This window comes from Paenibacillus sp. 19GGS1-52 (assembly GCF_022369515.1).
In the GTDB taxonomy this organism is placed as follows: Bacteria; Bacillota; Bacilli; order Paenibacillales; family Paenibacillaceae; genus Paenibacillus_AQ.
Map to the genome: position 1 here is coordinate 5953982 of NZ_CP059724.1, position 22566 is coordinate 5976547.

A 22566-nucleotide genomic window follows, 5' to 3' on the forward strand; every position below is an offset into this window, starting at 1 on the left:
TATTTATGGTGCATTTGTTTAACCGATAGTAGGCTGTCCAGCTTTACTTAACCATTCCGCCATTGCATCCATTACTTGATAACGTAAATCCTCACTTTGCAAAGCGAATTCCAATGTTGTCAAAATATAGCCGAGGCGTTCACCAACATCGTATCTCGTACCCTCAAAGTTATAAGCATATACCCGTTCGCTTTGATTCAGCTTCTGGATGGCATCCGTCAGTTGGATCTCGCCTCCGGCACCCTTTTCCTGCATTTCTAAATATTTAAAAATCTTAGGTGTGAACACGTAACGTCCCATGATAGCCAAATTGGAAGGTGCTGTTCCGAGCGGTGGCTTCTCGACAAAATTGTTAACGCGGTACAATCGTCCGTCCTGCTGGTCAGGTTCGATAATGCCATAACGGTTGGTAAATTCATCTGGAATCACTTGTACACCAATTACTGAATTCTGAGTTTCCTCATATTGGTCCATCAACTGCTTAAGGCAAGGTATTTGTCCTGTTACGATGTCATCGCCTAACATAACGCCAAAGGGTTCGTCACCGATAAATTTTCTTGCGCACCATACAGCGTGGCCTAAACCTTTAGGTTCTTTTTGGCGTATATAGTGAATCTCCACCTTGGAAGAACGCTGAACCTCTTTAAGCAGTTCCAGCTTTCCATCTTCCAGCAAGCGGGATTCCAATTCAAATGCGTTATCAAAATGATCTTCAATCGCTCTTTTCCCTTTACCAGTAACAATGATGATGTCTTCAATACCGGAAGCAATGGCTTCCTCTACAATGTATTGAATGGTAGGTTTGTTGATGATCGGCAGCATTTCCTTAGGCATAGCTTTCGTCGCAGGAAGAAAGCGAGTTCCTAGCCCTGCTGCGGGGATGATTACTTTTTTCACCTTTTTCATCACGCTTACCTCCTAAATAAAGTTTCTCTTGAGCAAAAGTTATTTGGTTTGGTTCATGGCGATACCGAGAATTTTGGAACCTGTCTGCTCCAGCAATACTTTCACCTTGCGAAGGGATTCCCGCTTGGATTTGCCGTACTTTGCCACCAGGATTACACCATCCACCAGAGGAGCTAAGATTCGTGCATCACTGTAATCAATCGCCGGCGGAGAGTCGAGCAGGACAAGATCATAAGAGGCTCTAAGCTCATCCAACAAAATAGTCATTTTAGCGTTGCCCAACAAATCCGGCGGACTAACATGGGATCTGCCAGCAGGGATAACAGACAGGTTCGCAAGGGTTCCAAGAACTGAAATCTTATCTGATTCCTCTTGGCCACTTAAGTAAGCTGCTAGTCCTTCACTACCTTCAATACCAAAGACCGTATGCAACCCTGGATGCCTTAGATTGCAATCGACAACGGCTACTTTCTTACCATCTTGTACAAAAGAAACTGCAAGATTGGATAGCATCGTTGTCTTGCCTTCCCCGCCTTCCGCTGAAGTGAAGAGCAACACCTTCCCTCCAGTCCCTTGCATTACCGCGAGCTGGCGGATATATGTGCGCAGCGAGCGAAACGACTCCGAGATATGTGAAGAAGGATTGATATCAGCAATGAGACTATTATTCAGCCGTAACATAAGCGCCCTCCCCTAATCTTGCTTTAGAAGCTGCTGACTTACCCAAATCGCGTTTGCGAATCGTTGCGATCGTAGCAATGACCGGCAGGCCGAGATCGAATTCTGCTTCTTTCTCGGAACGGAGCGTACCGTTGAGTGTTTCCATCAGCATAATAATTCCTAATGCAGCCATTAGCGAGACTACAAAGCTGATGATGATGTTCATCATAAAGCCGCCATTGACTGGCCCGGGAGTATCCGTCGGATCAGCAGGTGTCAGCAATGTTACATTATCCACTTTCATCAGTGACGGTAAGCTGCGAATAAACGTCTGCGAAACCGCATTTACAATTTCGGCAGCCTTGGTGTAACTTTCATCCTGAATACTCAGATTAATGACCTGACTTTTCTCTGAAGATTTGAGCTGCAGCATGCCAGCCAATTGACCTTCTGATAGATTGAATTCCGGGTGAGCCGCTGTTACACTTTTCATAATCGTTGGCGATTTGAGAATGTCCTTGTAGCTCTCAATGAGATTGAGGCTGAAGTTCAAATTGTTAAGGTTATTACTCTCAGGCACATTTGCAATGTTGTTAACCAGCAGCTGTCCGGAGGCGGAGTAGACGGGTACAACAAAGTTCTTGCTGACATAGTAGGTAGTAGCGCATGAGATTAATACAAATACCATGATCAACCACAACTTTTTCTTAATCAGGTTAATGTAATCCAAAATCGTCCTTTCCACAGTAACCCTCCTTCCGCGTAAACTTCATTCTGAAAGCATTCATGAAAGTTTCAACTATCTTGCTTTTTATTTTACCAAGCCCTACCGTTTGCCACATGGCTCCTACCATCCCTTTCCTCTTCACTTTGGAGTGAGTAGCTTTACCCCTTTAGAGTGGGGCGATGGTATACTTTAGTACCATTGACAAGAAAATGAGATTTCCTGCTTCAAAAAGACCAGCATAAAGGCACGCACAAAAAAACACGGACATTTGTCCGTGCTCAATTTCCAGAACCTCTTATAGATAAATATTATTCAAAAGACATTTCGTATTTGGTGATTCCTACCGCATTTGCATACAGAGCCGCCTGTGTACGGTCTGCAACCTGCAGCTTCGCCAAAATCTGGCTGACATGCTTTTTAACGGTAAATTCACTGATAAAGAGGCGCGAGGCAATATCGCGGTTGCAAGCACCCTGTCCCAGCTCAATCAGGACTTCCTTCTCTTTCGGGGTCAGTTCATCGGTTGGGCTGCTGCCGCTCATTCGCATTTTGTCTTCCATCAGACCAGGATCATAATACTTGCGTCCCTTATATACTAATTGAATAGCAAACAACAGTTCCTCGGGCAGTGCTTCTTTCAGCACATATCCATCGACCAGCACTTCTTCCGCTTTCAGGAAATCTTCCCGACTCGCTGAAGAAGTTAGCAGAATGAACTTACTGACTACCCCCCGCGCACGCGCAGCTTTAATTACATCCAGCCCCGACTCATCAGCAAGCTTCAAATCAATCAGCACAAGATCCGGTTGCGTCTCCTCTATTACCTGAAGCGCTTCTTGGCCATTCGTGGCTTCACCAGCAAACTGTAGATTTGGTTGCATCAAAATGACCGCTGCCAATCCTCTTCTCACTAAAGGGTGATCATCTACAATGACGATTTTCACTTTAATCGACCTCCTGTCTAAAGTTTATGCTTTCTTTAATTCAGACACACCGACAGGGATTGAAATTAAAATTCTTGTGCCCGCATTCTCATTACTGGACAATTGAAAGTCACCACCGAACGATTGAGTCAAATATTGCATATTCTTCATCCCGAGTCCGCCCGTATTATCCTCGGATTCGGTCCATAACAGATCCGTATCGAAGCCAACTCCATCGTCGCTTATCGATAGCCTGATCCAATTTGGCTTTAGTGACAGTTCAACCTCAACACGGCTGGCAGCGCCATGACGAATGGCATTGCCCGTTGCCTCGGATATAATCCGGAAGAGCGCCTTATGATATGGATAAGGGAGACTGAAATCATCACCCGTTATTTTAAGCTCGATTTCCACGTCGTTTAATCTGGATAAGCTTTTTAGATGTGATCTTACCATGCCGATCCAGGTAGGACCACCGCTCTTCTTGGAACTAAGACTATAAATGGTAATCCGCAATTCTTTGGCAACCTTGGTCGCCGAATCATGAATAAGCTCAATTTGTTCTTCCAGTAGAGCCTCTTCCATCTTTCTCCAGGTCTGCTTCAGAGAATGCGTGGCATACACAATGCCGAAAAGACTCTGTGACACACTGTCATGCATTTCATCTGCAATCCGATTCTGCTCGTTGGTGATGATCAACCGATTCTCAATCACGCCAAGTTCATGGCGTTCAAGAATAATTGCACTCAGCTCAGACAGAAACATCAATTGTTGGATGTACCATCTGCGGCCTTCCAATCCCTCGGAAGATTCCAGTTTAACTCCAATCATACCTACGAATCGGGTACTCATCCGTACAGGCATAAACAGAAAGTCTCCGAGCCCCGGCAAGCTTTTGAATACGGGCTCCCGCTGTAACCGCCATTCATGCTCATACTTCTCCAGTTCTGAAAAAAGAAAACGTTCCTCTTCCTGCGGCCAACCGCTCTGCTGGCTCTGCGGAGCAGGTTCCCCACTTTTTTGGGCGAACCAGAACAATGCTTTATCCAGTTTCGTAAGCTTCACCACATAATCTGTAATCACTTGACCAATATTCATGAAATCATGTTGACTAGAGGTTTCCACAATGTGATAAAGCGACTTGATATGCTCCATCGTTTCATTTGTGCGGGCATTCGCTTCCTCTCGCTGGCGCTTCATACGATTTACCATCTGCATTATAATAACCGCAAGAACCAGTGCTAGAAACAGGTTTCCATTCTCAAGGATCGCTTTTGTAAAAGATTTATTCGCGGAATTTAGGAAAAGGTAACAAAACGCGGCAATTATGCCGATATAGCTTAGGAGAAGACTCCATCCGAAATAAAATGATAATGATCCTGCAGCAATTAGAACAGGATTTAATACATAGAGCCTAAAGGAACTGTCATATCCACCAGTAAATAACGTTAGCATAATGATTCCGGCCATTTCTAAGCTTACAGCAAGCATTAGGACCCGCGGTCTGTTTCTTAATGTCCGGTAACTAAACGTGAATAGTTGGGCAAGTAAGAATAATAGCACGACGATTAAGGATTTATATATGACAGAAGGCCCCGTCCTATCCAGGAGATACATCAACGATGTGAGGGACAAAGAAAAGCATCTGTAAAAAGTAATCATTTTGTCTTCTGTAGTTGATTTGATATTCATCCCACCACCCTATTCTCCAGTTTTGTGGAAAATGCGAGCCCATATAGTGCTGTGTTAAAAGCATCATACATGAGAAAAATCACAATAACAAGTTGAGTTTTTTCATGTGAACGTTTACATTGCAAAAATTTAGTGCATTTTTTTGCTTATTTTTCAAGGATTATTTCATTAATATCCAGATATTCAAAATAATGCGGCATCAATTTTCTCCTTCTTTACAAAAATAGCCTATCCACTCTGTGGACAGGCTATTTTTGTAAAGATATCAATGTTTCTCTATGCGATTACATGTAGGTTACTGATCTATGTCTAACTCTGAGGAATAGCAGATTGCGGTTGTGCCAAATCACAGATGCAAATCTGATATCGTTGTTCTCCCACAATATGATAACCGGTGGAAAGGACGCGAAGTGAATGGTGCCCTGCTTCCACTTTGTGGAGCGTGCGACAACTAATGCAGTAGAATTCTCTCATGAGTTCATCTCCAACATAGCCCATTAATTCTGTTAATATTAACTAAATAATATCACTTTTTACTAAATATCGTCAACATAAATCCACAAATTACGACAACTTGTGATATTTATCGACGGGTATGTCACTATTTATACATTACCCCGGCATAATTGAGGTGAAATGCCCATGTACTTCTTAAATAACCGTGAGAAATAGAACGAATCACTATAGTGCAGCAAGCCGGAAATCTCCTTAACTTGCAGCGAAGAATTCAGCAACAGGTGCTTTGCTTCAGCCATTTTTAGGCGGTGAATATATTCATACAGAGGATAGCCGCTACTGCGCCTTACCTGACGACGAAGTGTTGACATGGAAATGTGATGCTTGGCAGCAATCTGCTGCACATCCAGTTCACCATACACACAGGAATTCAAATCCTCTCGAAGCTCCGGCATAAGATCAACCTGTGAAGATCGGTTATTCTTTTTAATAATCCCCGAACATTCCAGCAGCATTCCTTCTAAGAGCACGACCGCCCGATCAGCATCTACGGGAATACCACCGTCCATTCGCTTCAGAACTTCTTCGAAAGTAGTCAGTAGTTCCTGAGTAGCATCTGTCTGAAATACCATTCCCCCGACAATAAGACCGGATTCAAGCCATTCAGACACACGTGTTCCGCTAAAATTAATATAATACTCATCCCAGCTCCCTCCCGGTGGTGGCCCATAGCTGTAGCTATGTCCTGGACGAAAAAAAAACAAGCTGCCCTCACGTACCTGCTGCTCTTTGCCGCCATTCTCCGTATAAGAGCCATTTCCAGACGCTATGTACACAACAGCCCACAGCTCAAAAAAAACACCTGAACGAAATAAAGTTCTTCCAGGTAAATGACCAGCCTGTCCAATCCGGATCGCCTTTAGCTTCAACCTAGAGGATTCAACCTTGGGGTCAATAATTCGTATCGGATACGGGCTGACCATATAATCCATGACCTTGGGCATGGTAAACATTCCTTCCTCAAATTCGAAGTGATATTGTTATTGATAAAGATCTATCTAATTCTAAATGACCAAAGGTGGCTACTCTATGACTAACCATTCACTATTACTTCTTCCTAATCCGCGTGAACTTACGTTGTCTGAAGGATTCTTTCATATCCCCGCAACTGGAAGCATTGTGCTGGCCCATGCCACAGACCGCAGCGCTATGCCTGCTGCTCGTAAGCTCCAGCAGGTAATCTCACAAGTTCTACAGCTGGGCCTGCCTTTATCCATAGGTACTCGTTCAGCAGTTCTGTCTGTTTGTAACTTTAGTTATAATCCTGAACTTCCTGCACAAGGCTATGAAATCCTTATTGAGGAGAGCGGTATTTCGGTATTCTATAGTTCTCCGGAGGCAGCTTTTTATGCAGTAGCAACATTGAAGCAGCTATTAGAACAGTCGGGTAGAACTATTCCAAAACTGCATATCCGGGACGAGCCAGACTTTGGAGCCAGAGGTGTAATGGTCGACATCAGTCGGAACAAAATACCGAAGCAAGAAACGCTGTACCGGATCGTTGATCTTATGGCCGACCTGAAGATGAATCAACTGCAGCTATATATAGAAGGTTCTCCATTTGCCTATGAGTCTTTTCCACAGGTTTCAGAGCTTGAAACACCGATCACCGGTGAGGAAATTCTGCTGCTGGATGCTTATTGCCAGGAACGTTATATTGAACTGGTTCCTAACCAGAACAGCTTCGGACACATGGAAGATTGGCTTTCCCGACCTGAATTCAATCAGTTGGCAGAAGTCCCTGAAGGCTTCATGCTGCCCGAGGAAATGTATGCTGCTGACTTCTATCCCGAAGGATTATATATGCAGCCCGGAACCTTTCATACAGAAGATCCTGCCGTCATCTCTCTTTTAGGTAAAATGTATGATGATCTGCTGCCATACTTCAGCTCTAGTCTATTCAATGTGGGCTGCGATGAAACCTATGAACTAGGACTTGGTAAAAGCAAAGCACTCGCCGAAACGCAAGGCAAGGGCCGGCTCTATTTATCTTTTCTGCAGAAAATTCATGAACTGGTAGTCAGTCGCGGTAAAACGATGCAATTCTGGGGCGATATCATTATCCAATACCCAGAGCTGATTGCTGAGCTCCCCAAAAATATTATTGCTATGGAATGGGGCTATACTGCCGAGCATCCATTTGAAGCAGATACTAAAAAATTCCGTGACGCCGAAATTCCGTTCTATGTCTGCCCTGGGACCAACTCTTGGAACTCCCTTACGGGACGTAGTGACAACATGCTGGCCAATCTGCGCAGCGCAGCTATTCACGGTAGAAATAATGGTGCCATTGGCTATCTCATCACGGATTGGGGTGATTTCGGCCACTGGCAGCATCTTCCAGTCAGCTATGCCGGATTCGTATACGGTGCCGCAGTTGCGTGGAGTGTAGATACCAATCAGCAAGCTGACGTTACAGGATACTTGAATAGATCCATTTTCCATGACCAATCAGAGAACATCGGCCAGCTCCTACTGGATCTCGGAAACTATTATAAGCTCGAATCCCCAATTATACGTTCGAACGATACGGAAATGTCCATGCTGCTGCGCAGTAATCTGGATAATGTACTTATGGTTGAACAGCTTACAGAAGAACACTTAGAGCGCTTGGAAGTATATATCAAACAAATTGATGATCGACTGGGTGGTCTCTCTCTGGAATGTGATGATGCCGAGCTTGTCCTGAAGGAGCTGAAGAACGGTATTCATTTTGTGAAGCATGCAATACAGCTTGGCAGAATCAAACGAATGTTGGCTTCTGAGCCTCAACTCATTGATCCTCAGTTCATCACGGAGCAGATTAAGGATCTCGACTTACTCTTGCATCAATATCGACAGCTCTGGACTGAACGCAACCGACTTGGCGGTTTGGAGCAAAGCACTTCAAAGCTAATTCGTCTGCGCAGCCAATACGAGAATTTAACAGCTATTCTTTCTGGCTCAGCACAGAAATAATCCCACGTGGTTACGGCTTGGAGAGTCGGGAAAAGGCAAGCATTCCGACTCCTTGAGCCGTTTTTTTAAAATATAAGAATTTATATGTTTCACGCGATAACTTATCCTTATATTACTCGAAGAAACGGGTGCCGCCTCTTTCAGAGGACGGCAAAGCCGTTTCTTCTTGTTTATAACGCTTCATTATAATGGATACGTCACCATCTACCCTTTTGACCAAGGCTGGCTTTCCGAAACGAGCACCTCGCCTGTGTTTACCGCCTGTTCCAGCAGCAGTGCCAAATATTGATCCTGACTGCCTTCTGCCAGACTATAAAAGGAAGGTCCTCCCTGAACATGTTGTCCCATTCGGAGCAGACTTTCTGCGATCGCAATCTCATCTTCGCTTAATCGGGCCGGGGTAAATGGATTGCGGTATAACCACTCTCCATCCCCCATAATTCCCTTAAGATAGAACCCTTCCAGATTACCGCCATGTCCGGTATCCACCCGACGCAATGTACTATATAACGGCGTATCATAACTCTGTAGCCAAGAAACCTCATGATCTCTGAGCTCTCCACGGTCTCCACGCACCAGCATGCGGTTTCCGCGAATCCAGGAGAAGTACTGATCTCCCACAAAATCAAATAGCCCCAGCTTGTCTCCAAAATCAAAAGTAGCAATCATCTGTTCAGATTGAACAATTCTTTCTGAAGTTGGGGGTCCGCTGCGCTGTGGCCCATTCACAATGGGCGACTGAAATTTCTGACCACGAATCGCAACATTTTGATATCCAATACCGAGGAGCTGTCGCATCAGGCTGATTCCATGATACCCATGTGCTGCAGATACCTGGGCCTGACTGATTTCTCCAAGTACTCCGGAACGGGCCAGCCTTATTCTGGCAGCATGCATCGGCTGAAACAGATATTGCTCGGCAATCTGTACGATTGCCGAACGGCCAACTCCGTTCCATAGTTCAATTAATTGCTTCAGATTCTCCGCAGGAGGAGTCTCCGCCAATACTGGAATTCCGGCACGGCTAAGCTTGAGAATATAGTCCTTGCTAACGTCGCGTTTCAGACTCACAACGGCAAAGGAGTATCCTCCAGCTGAAATGAACTCCTCTAACGTGCTGTAGACTGCTATTCCCCAAGTTTCCCTTAAACTTTCAGCTTTATCCGTATTTCTAACGTACATGGCTGCAACGGCAAATTGTTCCGGAAGCTCTCTGGCAATCCGCAAATAAAATTCCGCTCTCCAGCCCCCGCCAAGCAATCCAAAAACGATTTTCCCCATCTCATTCATCCCTTCTGCGACTAACGCAACTCTACTTATAAGGCATTCAATTCACTCTGCTATAGACTAGCTTTCATTTTCATAACTTTATATTGAAATGAATTTTAGAGAGGATTATAATCAGGACGGAAAACCACATTTTTCCATAAATTTAATAATTATGACAGGAGATACGCCTATGGATTGGCTTCATGATTTTGAGGAAGAGCTTCGCTTGGTGTTTCAAGAAAGCAGGTCTATCATCTCCAAATTTCCTGAGCCGCTAAATTCTCAGGGCATATCCTATCTTGATCATTTTAACGTATTTACAACAGGAAGCCATAAAAACTACATATGCTACTTGCTGCCGTTTTGGTTTCAGAATGGCTATAATCTTTCCCCAGACGATACTCGCAAAATGTCGATGGGCAACGTATTCTTCATGTTATATTTCTTTATTCAGGATGATCTCATAGACAACACGGATTCCGCTCATGCAAAGCTGCCACTGGCCAACCTGCTTTATATTGAGTTTCTAAATATTTATAGATCCTACTTTGCGCCCTATTCACCCTTCTGGTTCTCCTTCAATCGCTATATCTCACAATGGGCAGACAGTGTAAGCCATGAGAAAGAACAAGACTATTTTCTAAACGATAGAGTCAAAATCGCCCACAAAGCCAGTCCACTCAAATTATCGAGCACTAGTATCCTGCTTCTCTCAGGGAATGATTCTCTGGTCGCTCAAGCTGAAGACCTGATTGATGATGTACTGCTCACTTTGCAAATGCTTGACGATTACGAGGATTGGGAACAGGATTTGGCTGAGGATAATTATAATTGCCTGTTGTCACTCACCCGCAGCCAGCTTCCAGACGACCGTAAGGCACTTACTGAGGGAGAAGTCAAAGATTTCATCTTTACGAGCAGCGGATTGAATGCCTATGCCAAGATCGCACAAGCTACTCATAACAAGCTTACTGCTTATGAAATAAACGCTCCACAACTAATTTCCTTCCATTTGGTATTGGTTAGAAATTTGCAGCATATCTCAGCGGCGATCGAAGCGGAGAAGCAGATTCTTCAAAGTGGCGGCCTCTATTATTGGTTATCAAAAAATATCAAAAAATGATAGAAATAGAAATAATCACATGCTATACTCATGAGGAAAATATATCCATTTGGGAAGGGTGATTATTGTGTCAGAAGCAATTCTTAGAAATCAAGTGATCCAGAAGGCATGGGAAGATCCGATTTTTAAGCAAAAACTACTCACAGATCCGAAATTAGCCCTCAAAGAAGCGTTAGGCGTTATCATTCCCGACAGTGTTACCTTGAAGACGTTAGAAGAAGGTTCTAATGAATTCTATCTCGTAATTCCTCCAAGTCCATCCTCAGGCGTAATGAAGACCGATCTTACAACACTCGGTTCTTGGTAAGACACCTGGTTTAACTTCTTAAGGAGTAGGAACTTCCAGATCTTCTGCCAATGGCAGCATAGTGATGGATTCTGTTCCCACTCCTTTTTTGCTTATGAAACGTATGTCCCCTTGCATGGCTTCAATGATGCGAAAGGTTACCATTAGTCCCAAGCCTGTTCCTTTAGTCTTGTTGGAGAAATAGGGCTCACCCAACCGGATTAGAACTTCTGGACTCATTCCCTCTCCGTTATCCTTAATATGAATGAATACTTTATCTGCTTTGCCATACGCGCTCAGTTGAATAGTGCCCTCATCTCCAAGCGCTTCAATGCTGTTCTTGATAATATTAATGAACGCCTGTTTAAACTTCGAGGAATTCCCTTTCACCCACAAATGATCTGCTACATCCAATATCAACTTGCCACCGTTCATATGACAGAGCGGCAGTAAGATACTCTCAATATGCTTAAATTCATCGTAGAGGTTAAGTGTGGATATCTGCTCAAATTCCGGCTTGGCAAAGGTCAGGAAATCGGTAATAATGCTCGATGCACGATCCAGCTCACTTAGGGCCATTGTGAGATATCTTTTCTCGTCACCGCTTGATTTCTCACTAAGCAGCTGCAAGAAACCCCGCGTGACCTGCAGCGGATTACGCACTTCATGAGCAACCGATGCGGCCAACTCGCTTATAATCTCCATTTTTTCCGAACGTTGCAGTTCATTATTGAACAGCTCCAGCTCACTGGAGTATTTGACCACCTGCTGATGGTTCTGAGCCAGCCTCCGTCCCAGAATTACAATTAAGGAAATAATAAAAACTACGAGTGCCCACTTCCACAGGAATAAATCATAATTACCCTTCCGGATATAATACCAGAGCAATTCGCTCACACCCGTAAAGGCTGCGGTTCCGAAACCAATAGCAAAAATGATTGCATCCTTATTCCCTCTGAACGAGTAAATGATTACGCAGGCGATCAACAGTATGAACTGGAATATCATGATGAACCCGATAATCGTGGTAGAGACAAAATAATAAAATTCAACAAAACGGTTGCCAGAAAGGGAATTGAGAATAAGGCAAAGCATACAGAACGAGGAATAGGCAACCTGGAATCTGCGAAACCGCCGGATGATCCCAAACTTTCCGCCACCAAAGATTTTTTCGAATAAGAAGGTAAGTGCAGGCAACAAGGATAATAAGGCCACATCCAAGAGCACAATACTGATCGGACCCAGATAGCTGTAAAAGGTATATACAAACGGGGAATAAGTAATAGCTAGGATTCCCGTGGAGGCAATGACTATAGCCAGGGAAACTGCATTAGCGAAAGACTCCTTATTCAAATAGAAAGAACATACAAACAACACTAACGCCACAAAGAAAAAGGCGCTGCCCAAAATAACGTCTACAAGTCCATTCTTAATATAAGCTTTGGTTAAGACATTATGCTCTCCAACAACCAATTTATCCTTGATTCCAATTCGATCCTGCAGTGTCTCCGTCCATATGTATAAGGTTTTGCCGCTATCTTGAGGACTGAGGGGCAAAAGCAAAGAATAGTTATCCTTAATGTAACTGCGATTCCCCTCGAAAATAAGCTTCTTCTCCACATACACCTTTACATGCAGCGCATATAGCGTATCCATATATATAGATGGGGATGCATAATTCAGCATAGGCAAGGTTACTCTTGTCCAGGCGGCCGAAACGCCAGGAGGTAACTCCGGTACTCCCTGAAGGGAATCAACATTAATCCACCCTTGCTGATCCTGATCCGTTAAGGGAACCGTATTTCCGGTCACAGCCGCTGCATTCCCCCACTTCATTTGCCATTTCGTAATTTCATCTGAAGGGGAATGACTCGCCGCAGCTGTTATGAGAGAACCGAATGCCGTGAAGAGGAGCAAGAGCACTATAGTTATATGAAGTATTTTGGCTATCAAGCGCATGTATGCACCTCAGAAGAAAGTTTGTTATACCTATTTCGCTTATAATCCGGCCATTCCTTCAAAAAAACGGAATTCACAAAAATAACTTCTATTTCCTTACAGTAACCGGTAATTTAACAACAACCTTGGTACCCTCACCTTTTTCACTCTGAAACTGAATAGAGCCGTCCATAGCCTCAATAATGCGAAAGGTTACCATAAGTCCAAGACCCGTTCCTTTAGTCTTATTAGAGTAATATGGCTCTCCTAGCCGGCCTAACTCACTACTATTCATACCCTCTCCGTTATCTTGTACACTGATGATGATCTGCTCTCCCGATTTCCAAGCTGTAACCGTAATGAGCCCCTCATGTTGCAAGGATTCTATGCTGTTCTTGATAATGTTAATAAACGCTTGCTTAAATTTGGCAGAGCTCCCTAGCACCTGAAGGTCCTTCTCTACCTTAAGCTCTATAGCACCACCCTGCAGATTAGCCAACGGAACCAGAATACCAGCCACATGCTTCAGCTCTTCATAAACTTCGAGCCGATCAACCGTCTCGAGTCCTGGCTTGGCAAAAGTGAGGAAATCTGTGATGATCAACGAAGCACGGTCCAGCTCTGACAATGCCATTTGCAGATATTCCTTCTCCTTCTTGCCGGATCTTTCTCCAAGAATCTGTAGAAACCCACGTGTGACTTGCAGCGGATTGCGTACTTCATGAGCTACAGAAGCCGCCAGCTCGCTAATGATCTCCATTTTCTCTGAGCGCTGCAAATTATCATTGAACCGCTCCAGATCACGCGAATATTCGATAAGCTGCTCATGATTTCTCGCGAACCTCCTGCCCAGGATGACAATCAGCGAGACCACAAATACCACGATGCCCCATTTCCACCAGTAGAAGTCATAGTCTCCCGAAGACGTATAATACAAGACCAGCTCAAAGAGCGACAGAATCGTAAATACGGAGAAACCGATGGAGAAAATAACGGCATCCGTATTGCCCGAATACGCATATATGATCGCCAAGACCAACAGGAAAATAAGCTGCAGACTTATTAGAAAACCAATAACAGTAACAGACATGAATTTATAGAAATCTTCAAGCTGGTACGACACAAGTACATTAAGCATAGCAAGACATACACAAAATACCGAATAGCCTATCTGAAATTTGCGGACACGAGTGACTATGCCGTTTTTTCCAGGTCCAAATATTTTTTCGAAATAGAATGTAAATGCTGGCAGCAGAATAAACAAAGCTAAATCAAAAATCAATTCGATTACTCTGCCATGGTTACTTAGAATAAGCGGCAGAAAAGGAGAATAGGTAACTACCATAACGCCAAAGGTTAAAATAACAAGCACCAGCAGCAAGCCGCTTGAAAGGAGCTCTCTTTTGAGAAACAGTGAGCATACTAACAGTACGGTAGCTATGAATATTAACGTCGCCCCAATGACAAGGTCCATTAAATCCTGCTTCACATAAAAAGCAAGCAGCTTTCCGTAGCTGCCCACCCGAATCTCGCCCTCTATTCCAAACTCTTTACCCCCGCTACTGCTCCACAGATAGATCTGACCCCCTGTAGCTTCTTCCGGCAAGGAAATCAGAACTTTACTGCCGTTATAATTGCTTTGTCCTTGCGAGTCATAGATCAAACTGTGATTTAGGAAGGCCTTAATATTATTTCCATAGACTTTATTAATTAGAATTGCTGAATTCTCTGTGAAATAGGGTAAAGAAAAACGCTGCCAAGCCGCATTTATTCCTTCTGGAACAATCTGTTTGCTCCCATTTGCCATTACTTTAATCCAATCCGCTTCAGAAATTGCCGCAGCATCTTCGGTAGTGGGTGCATCAGCTATACTGGCCCATTTCAGTTCCCAACTAGCCAAAACAGTCTCCGATTGTCCGCTAAACTCCGTGGCAATTCCGATGAATAATATAGCAGTCAGCAGCAAAAGAACTAGCATAGCAGCCGCTGTCTTTTGTAAGGGCAACTTCATCTTGACACCTCAGTAAGTCGTTAGTTGTATTCCTATGGTTCATATGATTCTTATTTTCGACAGTCTTCGCACTTATACCTGCCCCTTCTCCGCAAAAGCACTCGAAATAAGACGTATAATTTGAAATGTAAAGGGGTTAATACAGCTACTGAATGAATATATTAAGCATAGGAGTATGTTCATAAGAAGATTCGCTATCTCATGAGGGGGTAAATTAGTACTATAGGGATATAATGAGCAAGACTAAAAGGAGATGAACGGCTATGGGCAACGAATTCAATAAGACTGAAGCCGATTTTGCATACGAACGTTACACAAAAACGGGAGATATTCCACCTGAACAGGATATTCCTCTGGATGATTTACGTCCTGTCGGCTCCCTCGAGTCATCACTGACAAGTCATGAGCCCGTTGGAGCCACCCCGGTTGATTTCGATGGTATCGTCGATGATGGTTCCGATCCAGTGCTGGTGGGCGATAAGTATCTGGCCGCTGATATTGGTCTAAACGTCCCGGAGTCCGGACTTGGCCGACGGGCCGACCGTGAGGAAAGTATCCTTGCATCTCCAGCGCCGGAGCGGGACGAACTGCTGGAGTCCGATGCGATTCTGGCTGCTGGAGCAGCCGGATTAGCGGGAGGCAGTATCGATATCGAAGATGAGCCCTTGGAGGATGAAGAAGAATCATTCGAGGATGAGGACGAAGACCTTCCACTGGAAGATGTTCCTGATGCTGACGACATTGAACCAGATTCAGCAGTTGATCCTGCGTCCCCGCCGATCGATGTTATGCCAGGCATCGACGTATTAAACGGCTCACAGGGCGAAGAAGATTAATCACAGATTATGAGTAGACTGCTCCATTAAAATTAAAAAAAGCAGTCGGTCTCCGATTATGGAGGCTGACTGCTTTTTATTGTCTATAACCTATTGCTCAACTGTACGTGCGGCTACGATTTGTGCATCCAGCTTACGGGACTTAACCAACAGCGCCGCCACAAGCAGCAGACCCCCATTGAGGATAAACACCCAGCGTATTGGAATCAACCCACCAAGCAACCCGCCAATAATCGGTCCGGCCATTGTTGCCAGTTGGGTTGCAGCCTGATTAAGACCAAAGGCTCGACCGCGAAAATTCGGCTCGATAACCTGCACAATCATCGCATTTACGGAGGGAAGCACTCCAGCATAGAACAAGCCATAGGCAAACCTCAGCACCGCAAACTCCACATATCCGGATACAAAAAACTGCAGAATATTCCCGATACCACCGCCGATAAGCCCAATAAACAAGACCCTCCCAAAGCCTTTACGACTTCCTATTCTTCCCCACTGAGGAGCCATAATTACGGTGGCAATGCCCACAGCAGAGAACACGATTCCTGAGCTTAAGGAGGCACTGCTTTTGGAAATGCCCATATCCAGCAAATAGATCGGAATTAGTGGCTCCAAAGTCATAACCGAAAAGGTGCTTATCCCCGCTAGCATGACCAATGTAATAAATATCCGATTCCGCCTCGCTTCCCTGATATCATCACTTACGTGGGATCTAGGGGCGGAACGGTCGAAATTCTCCTCTTTAGCAAAAAAAGTAGCGATCAGTGCCGAGACCAGCACCATAACCGCCGAGAATAAAAAAGCATTACGGTTACCGGAATAATAGCTGACTACACCGCCGATTAACGGACCCAAAATACTACCCGTTGCTCCCGCTGTAGACATAATACTGAGGGCATAACCCGTCTTATCCTCAGGGGTGTTGGTAGCTACCATCGCAATGGCAGCCGGAACAAAACCGGCCAGCAGACCCTGAAGCACACGCACGACCAGAAATATGTATGGATCATGCACGAAATAATTGAGCAGATACAAGGCCGCAAGGCTAAATCCGGAGCGGATCAGCATCGGTTTACGGCCATATTTATCAGCCAAAGATCCCCAGAAGGGAGAGATCAAGGCACTGGCCAAAAAGGTGATACCAAAACTAATTCCCGACCAAAGCTCCAGATTATTTGTTATACCGAGATCATCTGTAAGAAAAATAGAGAGAAATGGAATGGAGATCGTATATGCCATGCTGCAAAAGAAAACGCCTATCCAGAGTACTACCAGGTTCCGCTTCCATGAAAAATTCAATATGCACACATCCTCTCTGCTGTTTTCTCGGAAGCACCCCTATTATTCTAAACCTCTTTTGAAGATGTGCCAATCCCAAGCAGCCTACCTGTCTTTTGCAAGAAGTAGGACAAAGGAGTTATTATGATAATGACAATGAATTCTTCCACGAAAAAGGAGAGATTGACTAGTGAAGCTTAGACGAACAAAACATGGCATATTTCTGATGATGGTCTGCATACTGCTGGTAGTAGTGGCAGGTTGCGGGAATAAACCGGACAACAGCAATACTGCTACGGCAACTGAAGGACTGCCTTCTGCAACGGCTAGCCACCCCATAGTGACTATCGAAATGGATAACGGGAGTATCATTAAGGCTGAACTTTATCCTGAGGTAGCGCCGAATACGGTGAATAATTTCATCTCTTTAATCCAAAAAGGCTTCTATGACGGCACCATTTTTCATAGAGTGATTCCAGGCATGATGATCCAGGGTGGTGATCCTGAAGGTACAGGCATGGGTGGCCCGGGTTATAGTATTGCCGGAGAATTCACCAGCAATGGGGTCGTAAATAACCTGCTGCACACGAAGGGGATTCTTTCCATGGCGAGAGCTCAGGAGCCCAATACTGGGGGTTCTCAATTCTTTATTATGGCGGACACTTACCCGAGTCTTGATGGAAGCTATGCCGCTTTCGGCAAAGTCACAGAGGGTCTTGAAGTTGTTGATAGCATTGTGAATCTTCCGCGTGACAGTTCCGACCGGCCAAATCAGCCGCCTGTGATGAAGAAGGTAACTGTCGATACTCTAGGCGTCACTTATCCAGAACCAGAGAAGGTACAATAAAGTTCCAGATTCAGAGTCATACAAATATAAGGCTTATACAACAACAAAACTCGGCAGCTCTACCGGATCAATTTCCGGATAAGGGCGTGCCGAGTTTTGTATGTAGAGACCTGATATCAAAGGCTATGAAATATATGCGCTATCCGCGCAAGTTTCTTCTACTAAGCGCATGATTCTCATTTTGCAGGAAGGTACTGCGGCTATTCTGAATGGAAGCTATGCGTTCCTGTGCAAGGTGGTCGGCAGCGGCATAGGAAGGAATCCCATTGGTACGCGAAATCTCTAGGACACGGGTGATGCTATCATAAATCTTCGCCACTTGCTTTAGAGCACGTTCTTTATTATAGCCGTTTAGTTCATCGGCAATATTGATTACCCCGCCTGCATTAATCACGTAATCGGGTGCATAAACGATCCCCATTTGATGCAGAGTATCACCATGCCGCGGTTCTTTCAGCTGGTTGTTAGCCGCACCAGCGACAACTTTTGCCTTTAGGAGTGGAAGTGATACATCGTTGATTGTTGCCCCAAGTGCACAAGGAGCATAAATATCACAGTTCACACCCACGATATCAGCAGGATCAACGGCCGTTGCACCAAAAGCCTCTACGGCACGATTTACGGCTTCCTTGTTAATATCTGTTACGATAAGCTGGGCGCCCTCTTCATGTAGATATTTGCACAGCGTATAAGCTACATTCCCCACACCTTGAACAGCAACGGTCTTGCCTTCCAGCAAATCACTACCAAAGGCCACTTTGGCCGCTGCCTTCATCCCCATATATACGCCATAAGCCGTTGCTGGAGAAGGATTGCCTGAGGAGCCGTAGCTAGGTGAAGTTCCAGTAACATAATCAGTCTCCTGATAAATAATGTTCATATCCTCTTCGGTGGTGCCAACATCTTCAGCCGTAATATAACGGCCGTTCAAGCCTTGTATGTATCTTCCAAAGGCACGGAGCATAGCCTCATTCTTGTCTTTTTTGGGGTCCCCAATAATAACTGTTTTCCCACCGCCCAAGTTCAGCCCAGATATAGCATTCTTGTATGTCATACCTTTCGCCAATCGAAGCGCGTCTACAATAGCTTCTTCTTCGGTAGCATAAGTCCACATCCGTGTTCCACCTAGTGCGGGGCCTAGTGTCGTGTCATGAATCGCGATGATCGCCTTTAATCCTGATGCCTTATCCTGACAAAACAATAGTTCCTCATAATCGTCCCGCTCCATTGCCGCAAACAATTCCATTTCTCCAATTCTCCTGTCTCTTATCTATCTTTAATGTTATGTTTCATAACAAAGCTAGTATATGCAGACACAATTGTCAACATAATTTGTGCTTCCACTGTAAAATTTATGTATAATCTATTTGAAATTCACTATAATCTAACTTCTATTGTTAGAAATATAGCATGGCAATTTGTGCACGTTAGAATTCTCTCCCATATTGAGTTGCACAAGCAACGATTATGGGAGAGTTTATTTTAATGTGAGCAGCTTGTCATTCTACGTCCCAGCTCATTCCCAATATTGATCCGGTCGATACTCAATCTCCGATTGCACCGATAGCGTTAGCCGCTGTGCGGATTCATCATAGATAACCGGATTATCGCCGACATAATACCAATGTTTAATAATAGGTCCGCCTTGCGGTTCTTCGAAGCGGAATACATTCAGCTCGGACTTGAGTTCCACCACCGCCGCTCCTTTGTCTGCAGATACGCCATTTATAGTTACCAGCGTAAGCTCACCAGCATGATCAAAGGTATACGTTAGCCCGTCAGTGCTGCTAATCAGCAAACGTCCAGTTACGGAGTGTTTAACCAACACTCTCTCCTGCGCCATTTTCATTCCTCCTACAAGTTTTGTTAGCAACCGCTTCATTGAATTACTTCGAACAAAACTACTTCGGAAGCATATGCTTAGTTTTGTTAGCCTCTACTTCAAGGTAAATCGATCAGCATGACAAGAGCAGCCTCCGAGGCGACAAGCTTAAGCTCGCTGATCTCGGTGATGCGTACCGAATCACCCGGATGCAGCACAGTATTCTCGTCTATCACTATCTCCCCTTCGACAAGATATATAAATATGCGTCTTCCGGCCTCCTGGTTAAATACCAGTTCTTGTCCCATGTCCAAACGACCTAGATAAATTGTCATGTCCTGGCCAATATCGACAACCTCTTCCGAGCTTTCAGCAGCGACAACCGGCAGCAGTTTCCCCTTTAGTTTGGCTGGATCGAACCGGCCTGTGGCATAGGATGGCGCAGTGCCACGTGTTCTGGGCATGAACCAGAGCTGCAGCAGACGTACAGGTTCATCTTCCGAAGGATTATGCTCTGTATGGATCGCTCCCGTACCCGCCGACATTCGTTGAATGCCACCGAAGGTTGTTTCCACTACATTCCCTAAATTATCTTCATGCCGAAGCCTTCCCGACAGAACAATAGAGACAATCTCCATGTCACTATGTGGATGGGCACCAAAACCTCTACCCGGAAATATGGTGTCATCGTTACAGACCCGCATCGGCCCAAAAGCCGTATTATCAGGATCATAGAAATCCCCGAATGAGAAGACATGACTGCCCTTTAGCCAGCCGTGGTCAAAGCGATGCGCTGAGTCAGCGGTATATAATTGAATCATGGAATCCCCTCCTTGTCATGGTCAGAACAGTATGGCTTCAATGAATTTAGTAGTCCTAGAAATATTGTAGCAGAAAGCACAAGAAAACAAAAAATTACGCAAGAAGAAACGGCTTCGCCGTCCTTTTAGGGATGGCATCCGTTTCTTCGAGAAATATAAGGATAAGTTATCGTGTGACACATATAAATTCTTATCTTTCAAAAAGAAACGGCATCACCGTCCTTTAGGTAGCGGCATCCGTTTCTCGCACAAATAATAGAAAAAGAATAGAAAGAATAGAATGAACAAATATTAAGCCTGAAATCCATTCCAATAGGTTACATCTTCCAGTGGCAGTCTGATACTCGGGCGGCCTTCAGCCGCTGCTTTACCAAGTGCAATCAACATTACGGGTACATAGCGCTGCGGAATTTCAAACAGTTCCAGAAAAGCCTCGACATTATAGCCACCCATCGGCACCGTGTCGTACCCTCTTGCTTTTGCCGCCAGCATTAACTGCATGGAGATTAACCCACCGTCCACCAGCCCAATACTCTTAAGTCTCTCCGGACTAAAGCTGGAGTACGCATTATAAGTGTTCTTGGCAATTGTATCCCCAACTTCCGGTGTTACGTAGCCAGCTGCTTGGGCATGGGCATAGATAGTCTCAACGTTCCGGTAGGCCTCCTGATCACCAAGAACTGCAATGACAGCCGATGCATCTATAATCTGTTGCTGATTCTCATCCCCTGTATTCTGGGTCTTAAACTAGATAGTTAACTGTAAAAACGCATTAAAATTAATTCTATGAACTTACTTGGTTTTAATGCACATAGTATAATTTAATCAACCAGATGCTGTCAATATCTTCCTTGTCAATCAGATCACCAAGCGTATATCAAAAAAAGAGCCCCTCCGCAATCATCAAATGATCTTGGTAAGGGCTCTACTTATAAATTCAAATCTTCCTTACAGCTTCGCCATCGTCTCGGTAAGAATCGGTACGATCTGCGATTTGCGGGAAACCACGCCTTTAAGGATGGCTTTATTATCGTCAAGCTTCACATTGTAGGCCTGTTCCACTGCGCCTGCATTACGTCCCAGAGCCAGTCCAACTGAATCGTTGTTCAGAATATCTGTAACGACGAACAAGAACAGATCCAAGCCCTTTTCATCAATAATGGAAGTAAGTGCAGCTTCCAGTTCGACTTGCTTGGAGAGTACATCGTTAACGTCCACCGCATTCACTTGCGCGATTTCGACTTTGTAAGCGCCCATCTTGAATTCCTTGGCATCGAGTGAAACGAGTTGGGCAATCGTCTTGTCGCTAAGATCAGCACCTGCTTTGAGCAAGGCCAATCCGTAGGTTTCAGCATCTACGCCAGCGATTTCCGCCAGCTCACGTGCTGCAGCTACATCTTCTGGTGTGCAGGTTGGTGATTTGAACAGCAAGGAATCGGAAATGATTGCGGAGAGCATCAGACCAGCGATTTCCTTAGGAATAGCGACTCCGTTTTCTTTATACAGCTTATTAAGGATTGTAGCTGTACATCCTACAGGCTCAGCACGGTAGTATAGTGGATGAGAAGTCTCAAAGTTAGCGATCCGGTGGTGATCAATAACTTCCACTACACGTACTTGATCAATATCATTCGCGCTTTGTTGGCGTTCATTATGGTCAACGAGAATAACCTGTTTCACTTCAGCGGCTACGTTCTCTACCAGACGTGGAGCTTGTACTCCAAAGTGATCCAGTGCAAATTGTGTTTCCCCACTAACGTCTCCCAGACGAACCGGCTCAGCATCCCAGCCTAGTTCTTTCTTAAGTGCAGCATAAGCTATTGCCGAGCAAATTGTATCCGTATCCGGATTTTTGTGACCAAAGACCAATGTTTTTTCCATTTCCAATCTCCTTACTATGTTTTATGTGAGAATAATATACCATACATTGATAGGGTCTAGCCAGAATGAGGA

20 protein-coding genes are annotated in these 22566 nt (G+C 44.6%); 5 read left to right on the plus strand and 15 right to left on the minus strand.

The window, feature by feature from the left end:
* Positions 1-18 precede the first annotated feature (18 nt).
* The 6 genes from galU to H1230_RS27610 form a co-directional block, all read right to left on the minus strand.
* On the minus strand, positions 19-906 hold the full coding sequence (gene galU, locus H1230_RS27585; RefSeq protein WP_239712998.1) for a UTP--glucose-1-phosphate uridylyltransferase GalU: 888 nt from the start codon (positions 904-906) through the stop codon (positions 19-21).
* Between the two features lie 39 nt (positions 907-945).
* Entirely contained in the window at positions 946-1587 is a 642-nt protein-coding gene (locus H1230_RS27590) for a CpsD/CapB family tyrosine-protein kinase (protein WP_239712999.1), read from the minus strand.
* Positions 1571-2311 carry a YveK family protein gene (locus tag H1230_RS27595; protein ID WP_239713000.1) on the minus strand — a complete coding sequence of 247 codons (741 nt, stop codon included), beginning with the start codon at positions 2309-2311 and terminating at the stop codon, positions 1571-1573. The genes H1230_RS27590 and H1230_RS27595 overlap by 17 nt, the downstream gene beginning before the upstream one ends.
* Before the next feature lie 290 nt (positions 2312-2601).
* Positions 2602-3237: a response regulator gene (locus H1230_RS27600; RefSeq protein WP_239713001.1), complete on the minus strand. Its 636-nt coding sequence runs from the start codon at positions 3235-3237 to the stop codon at positions 2602-2604.
* A gap of 24 nt (positions 3238-3261) precedes the next feature.
* Positions 3262-4416, minus strand: coding sequence for a sensor histidine kinase (locus tag H1230_RS27605; RefSeq protein ID WP_239713002.1), 1155 nt, complete (start codon positions 4414-4416; stop codon positions 3262-3264).
* Positions 4417-5513: 1097 nt separating this feature from the next.
* Positions 5514-6368 (minus strand): AraC family transcriptional regulator, encoded by an 855-nt coding sequence (locus H1230_RS27610; protein ID WP_239713003.1) that lies wholly within the window; start codon positions 6366-6368, stop codon positions 5514-5516.
* Between the two features lie 85 nt (positions 6369-6453).
* Between H1230_RS27610 and H1230_RS27615 the strand changes: the two genes are divergently transcribed.
* Positions 6454-8382: a family 20 glycosylhydrolase gene (locus tag H1230_RS27615; RefSeq protein ID WP_239713004.1), complete on the plus strand. Its 1929-nt coding sequence runs from the start codon at positions 6454-6456 to the stop codon at positions 8380-8382.
* Positions 8383-8586: 204 nt separating this feature from the next.
* Here the strand turns inward: H1230_RS27615 and H1230_RS27620 are convergent, their stop codons facing one another.
* The gene (locus tag H1230_RS27620) at positions 8587-9663 is read right to left on the minus strand and encodes a Gfo/Idh/MocA family protein (protein ID WP_239713005.1); all 1077 of its coding nucleotides are present in this window, start codon (positions 9661-9663) and stop codon (positions 8587-8589) included.
* A 178-nt stretch (positions 9664-9841) separates the two neighbouring features.
* Here H1230_RS27620 and H1230_RS27625 point away from each other — a divergent pair, with 178 nt between their 5' ends.
* Together H1230_RS27625 and H1230_RS27630 are read left to right on the plus strand one after the other, a co-directional pair.
* On the plus strand, positions 9842-10774 hold the full coding sequence (locus H1230_RS27625) for a hypothetical protein (protein ID WP_239713006.1): 933 nt from the start codon (positions 9842-9844) through the stop codon (positions 10772-10774).
* 64 nt (positions 10775-10838) lie between these two features.
* The gene (locus H1230_RS27630) at positions 10839-11081 is read left to right on the plus strand and encodes an NHLP leader peptide family RiPP precursor (RefSeq protein WP_239717591.1); all 243 of its coding nucleotides are present in this window, start codon (positions 10839-10841) and stop codon (positions 11079-11081) included.
* 18 nt (positions 11082-11099) lie between these two features.
* Here H1230_RS27630 and H1230_RS27635 read toward each other — a convergent pair whose 3' ends face one another.
* Complete coding sequence (locus H1230_RS27635; protein ID WP_239713007.1) at positions 11100-13019, minus strand: sensor histidine kinase; 1920 nt, start codon at positions 13017-13019, stop codon at positions 11100-11102.
* A gap of 88 nt (positions 13020-13107) precedes the next feature.
* Positions 13108-15009, minus strand: coding sequence for a sensor histidine kinase (locus tag H1230_RS27640; protein ID WP_239713008.1), 1902 nt, complete (start codon positions 15007-15009; stop codon positions 13108-13110).
* A 263-nt stretch (positions 15010-15272) separates the two neighbouring features.
* Here H1230_RS27640 and H1230_RS27645 point away from each other — a divergent pair, with 263 nt between their 5' ends.
* Positions 15273-15845 carry a hypothetical protein gene (locus tag H1230_RS27645; RefSeq protein WP_239713009.1) on the plus strand — a complete coding sequence of 191 codons (573 nt, stop codon included), beginning with the start codon at positions 15273-15275 and terminating at the stop codon, positions 15843-15845.
* Between the two features lie 90 nt (positions 15846-15935).
* Here H1230_RS27645 and H1230_RS27650 read toward each other — a convergent pair whose 3' ends face one another.
* The gene (locus H1230_RS27650; protein WP_239713010.1) at positions 15936-17144 is read right to left on the minus strand and encodes an MFS transporter; all 1209 of its coding nucleotides are present in this window, start codon (positions 17142-17144) and stop codon (positions 15936-15938) included.
* A 205-nt stretch (positions 17145-17349) separates the two neighbouring features.
* On the opposite strand from H1230_RS27650, the gene H1230_RS27655 reads away from it, so the two are divergent.
* A complete protein-coding gene (locus tag H1230_RS27655; protein WP_239717593.1) occupies positions 17350-17970 on the plus strand; it encodes a peptidylprolyl isomerase in 621 nt (206 codons plus the stop codon).
* 139 nt (positions 17971-18109) lie between these two features.
* Here H1230_RS27655 and H1230_RS27660 read toward each other — a convergent pair whose 3' ends face one another.
* From H1230_RS27660 to H1230_RS27680, 5 genes are all read right to left on the minus strand, one after another.
* A complete protein-coding gene (locus H1230_RS27660) occupies positions 18110-19216 on the minus strand; it encodes a Glu/Leu/Phe/Val family dehydrogenase (RefSeq protein WP_239713011.1) in 1107 nt (368 codons plus the stop codon).
* 270 nt (positions 19217-19486) lie between these two features.
* On the minus strand, positions 19487-19813 hold the full coding sequence (locus H1230_RS27665) for a hypothetical protein (RefSeq protein ID WP_239713012.1): 327 nt from the start codon (positions 19811-19813) through the stop codon (positions 19487-19489).
* 98 nt (positions 19814-19911) lie between these two features.
* Positions 19912-20613: a pirin family protein gene (locus H1230_RS27670; RefSeq protein ID WP_239713013.1), complete on the minus strand. Its 702-nt coding sequence runs from the start codon at positions 20611-20613 to the stop codon at positions 19912-19914.
* Positions 20614-20904: 291 nt separating this feature from the next.
* On the minus strand, positions 20905-21321 hold the full coding sequence (locus H1230_RS27675; protein ID WP_345773448.1) for a nitroreductase family protein: 417 nt from the start codon (positions 21319-21321) through the stop codon (positions 20905-20907).
* Positions 21322-21561: 240 nt separating this feature from the next.
* Complete coding sequence (locus H1230_RS27680) at positions 21562-22494, minus strand: manganese-dependent inorganic pyrophosphatase (protein WP_239713014.1); 933 nt, start codon at positions 22492-22494, stop codon at positions 21562-21564.
* Positions 22495-22566: the final 72 nt, after the last annotated feature.

Coding starts and splice junctions, on each gene's coding strand:
- H1230_RS27635 (WP_239713007.1), bottom strand. CDS start 13,019: ATGCGCTTGATAGCCAAAATACTTCATATAACTATAGTGCTCTTGCTC.
- H1230_RS27590 (WP_239712999.1), bottom strand. CDS start 1,587: ATGTTACGGCTGAATAATAGTCTCATTGCTGATATCAATCCTTCTTCA.
- H1230_RS27670 (WP_239713013.1), bottom strand. CDS start 20,613: ATGATTCAATTATATACCGCTGACTCAGCGCATCGCTTTGACCACGGC.
- H1230_RS27660 (WP_239713011.1), bottom strand. CDS start 19,216: ATGGAATTGTTTGCGGCAATGGAGCGGGACGATTATGAGGAACTATTG.
- H1230_RS27645 (WP_239713009.1), top strand. CDS start 15,273: ATGGGCAACGAATTCAATAAGACTGAAGCCGATTTTGCATACGAACGT.
- H1230_RS27615 (WP_239713004.1), top strand. CDS start 6,454: ATGACTAACCATTCACTATTACTTCTTCCTAATCCGCGTGAACTTACG.
- H1230_RS27620 (WP_239713005.1), bottom strand. CDS start 9,663: ATGGGGAAAATCGTTTTTGGATTGCTTGGCGGGGGCTGGAGAGCGGAA.
- galU (WP_239712998.1), bottom strand. CDS start 906: ATGAAAAAGGTGAAAAAAGTAATCATCCCCGCAGCAGGGCTAGGAACT.
- H1230_RS27665 (WP_239713012.1), bottom strand. CDS start 19,813: ATGGCGCAGGAGAGAGTGTTGGTTAAACACTCCGTAACTGGACGTTTG.
- H1230_RS27640 (WP_239713008.1), bottom strand. CDS start 15,009: ATGAAGTTGCCCTTACAAAAGACAGCGGCTGCTATGCTAGTTCTTTTG.
- H1230_RS27625 (WP_239713006.1), top strand. CDS start 9,842: ATGGATTGGCTTCATGATTTTGAGGAAGAGCTTCGCTTGGTGTTTCAA.
- H1230_RS27655 (WP_239717593.1), top strand. CDS start 17,350: ATGATGGTCTGCATACTGCTGGTAGTAGTGGCAGGTTGCGGGAATAAA.
- H1230_RS27610 (WP_239713003.1), bottom strand. CDS start 6,368: ATGCCCAAGGTCATGGATTATATGGTCAGCCCGTATCCGATACGAATT.
- H1230_RS27605 (WP_239713002.1), bottom strand. CDS start 4,416: ATGAAGCGCCAGCGAGAGGAAGCGAATGCCCGCACAAATGAAACGATG.
- H1230_RS27680 (WP_239713014.1), bottom strand. CDS start 22,494: ATGGAAAAAACATTGGTCTTTGGTCACAAAAATCCGGATACGGATACA.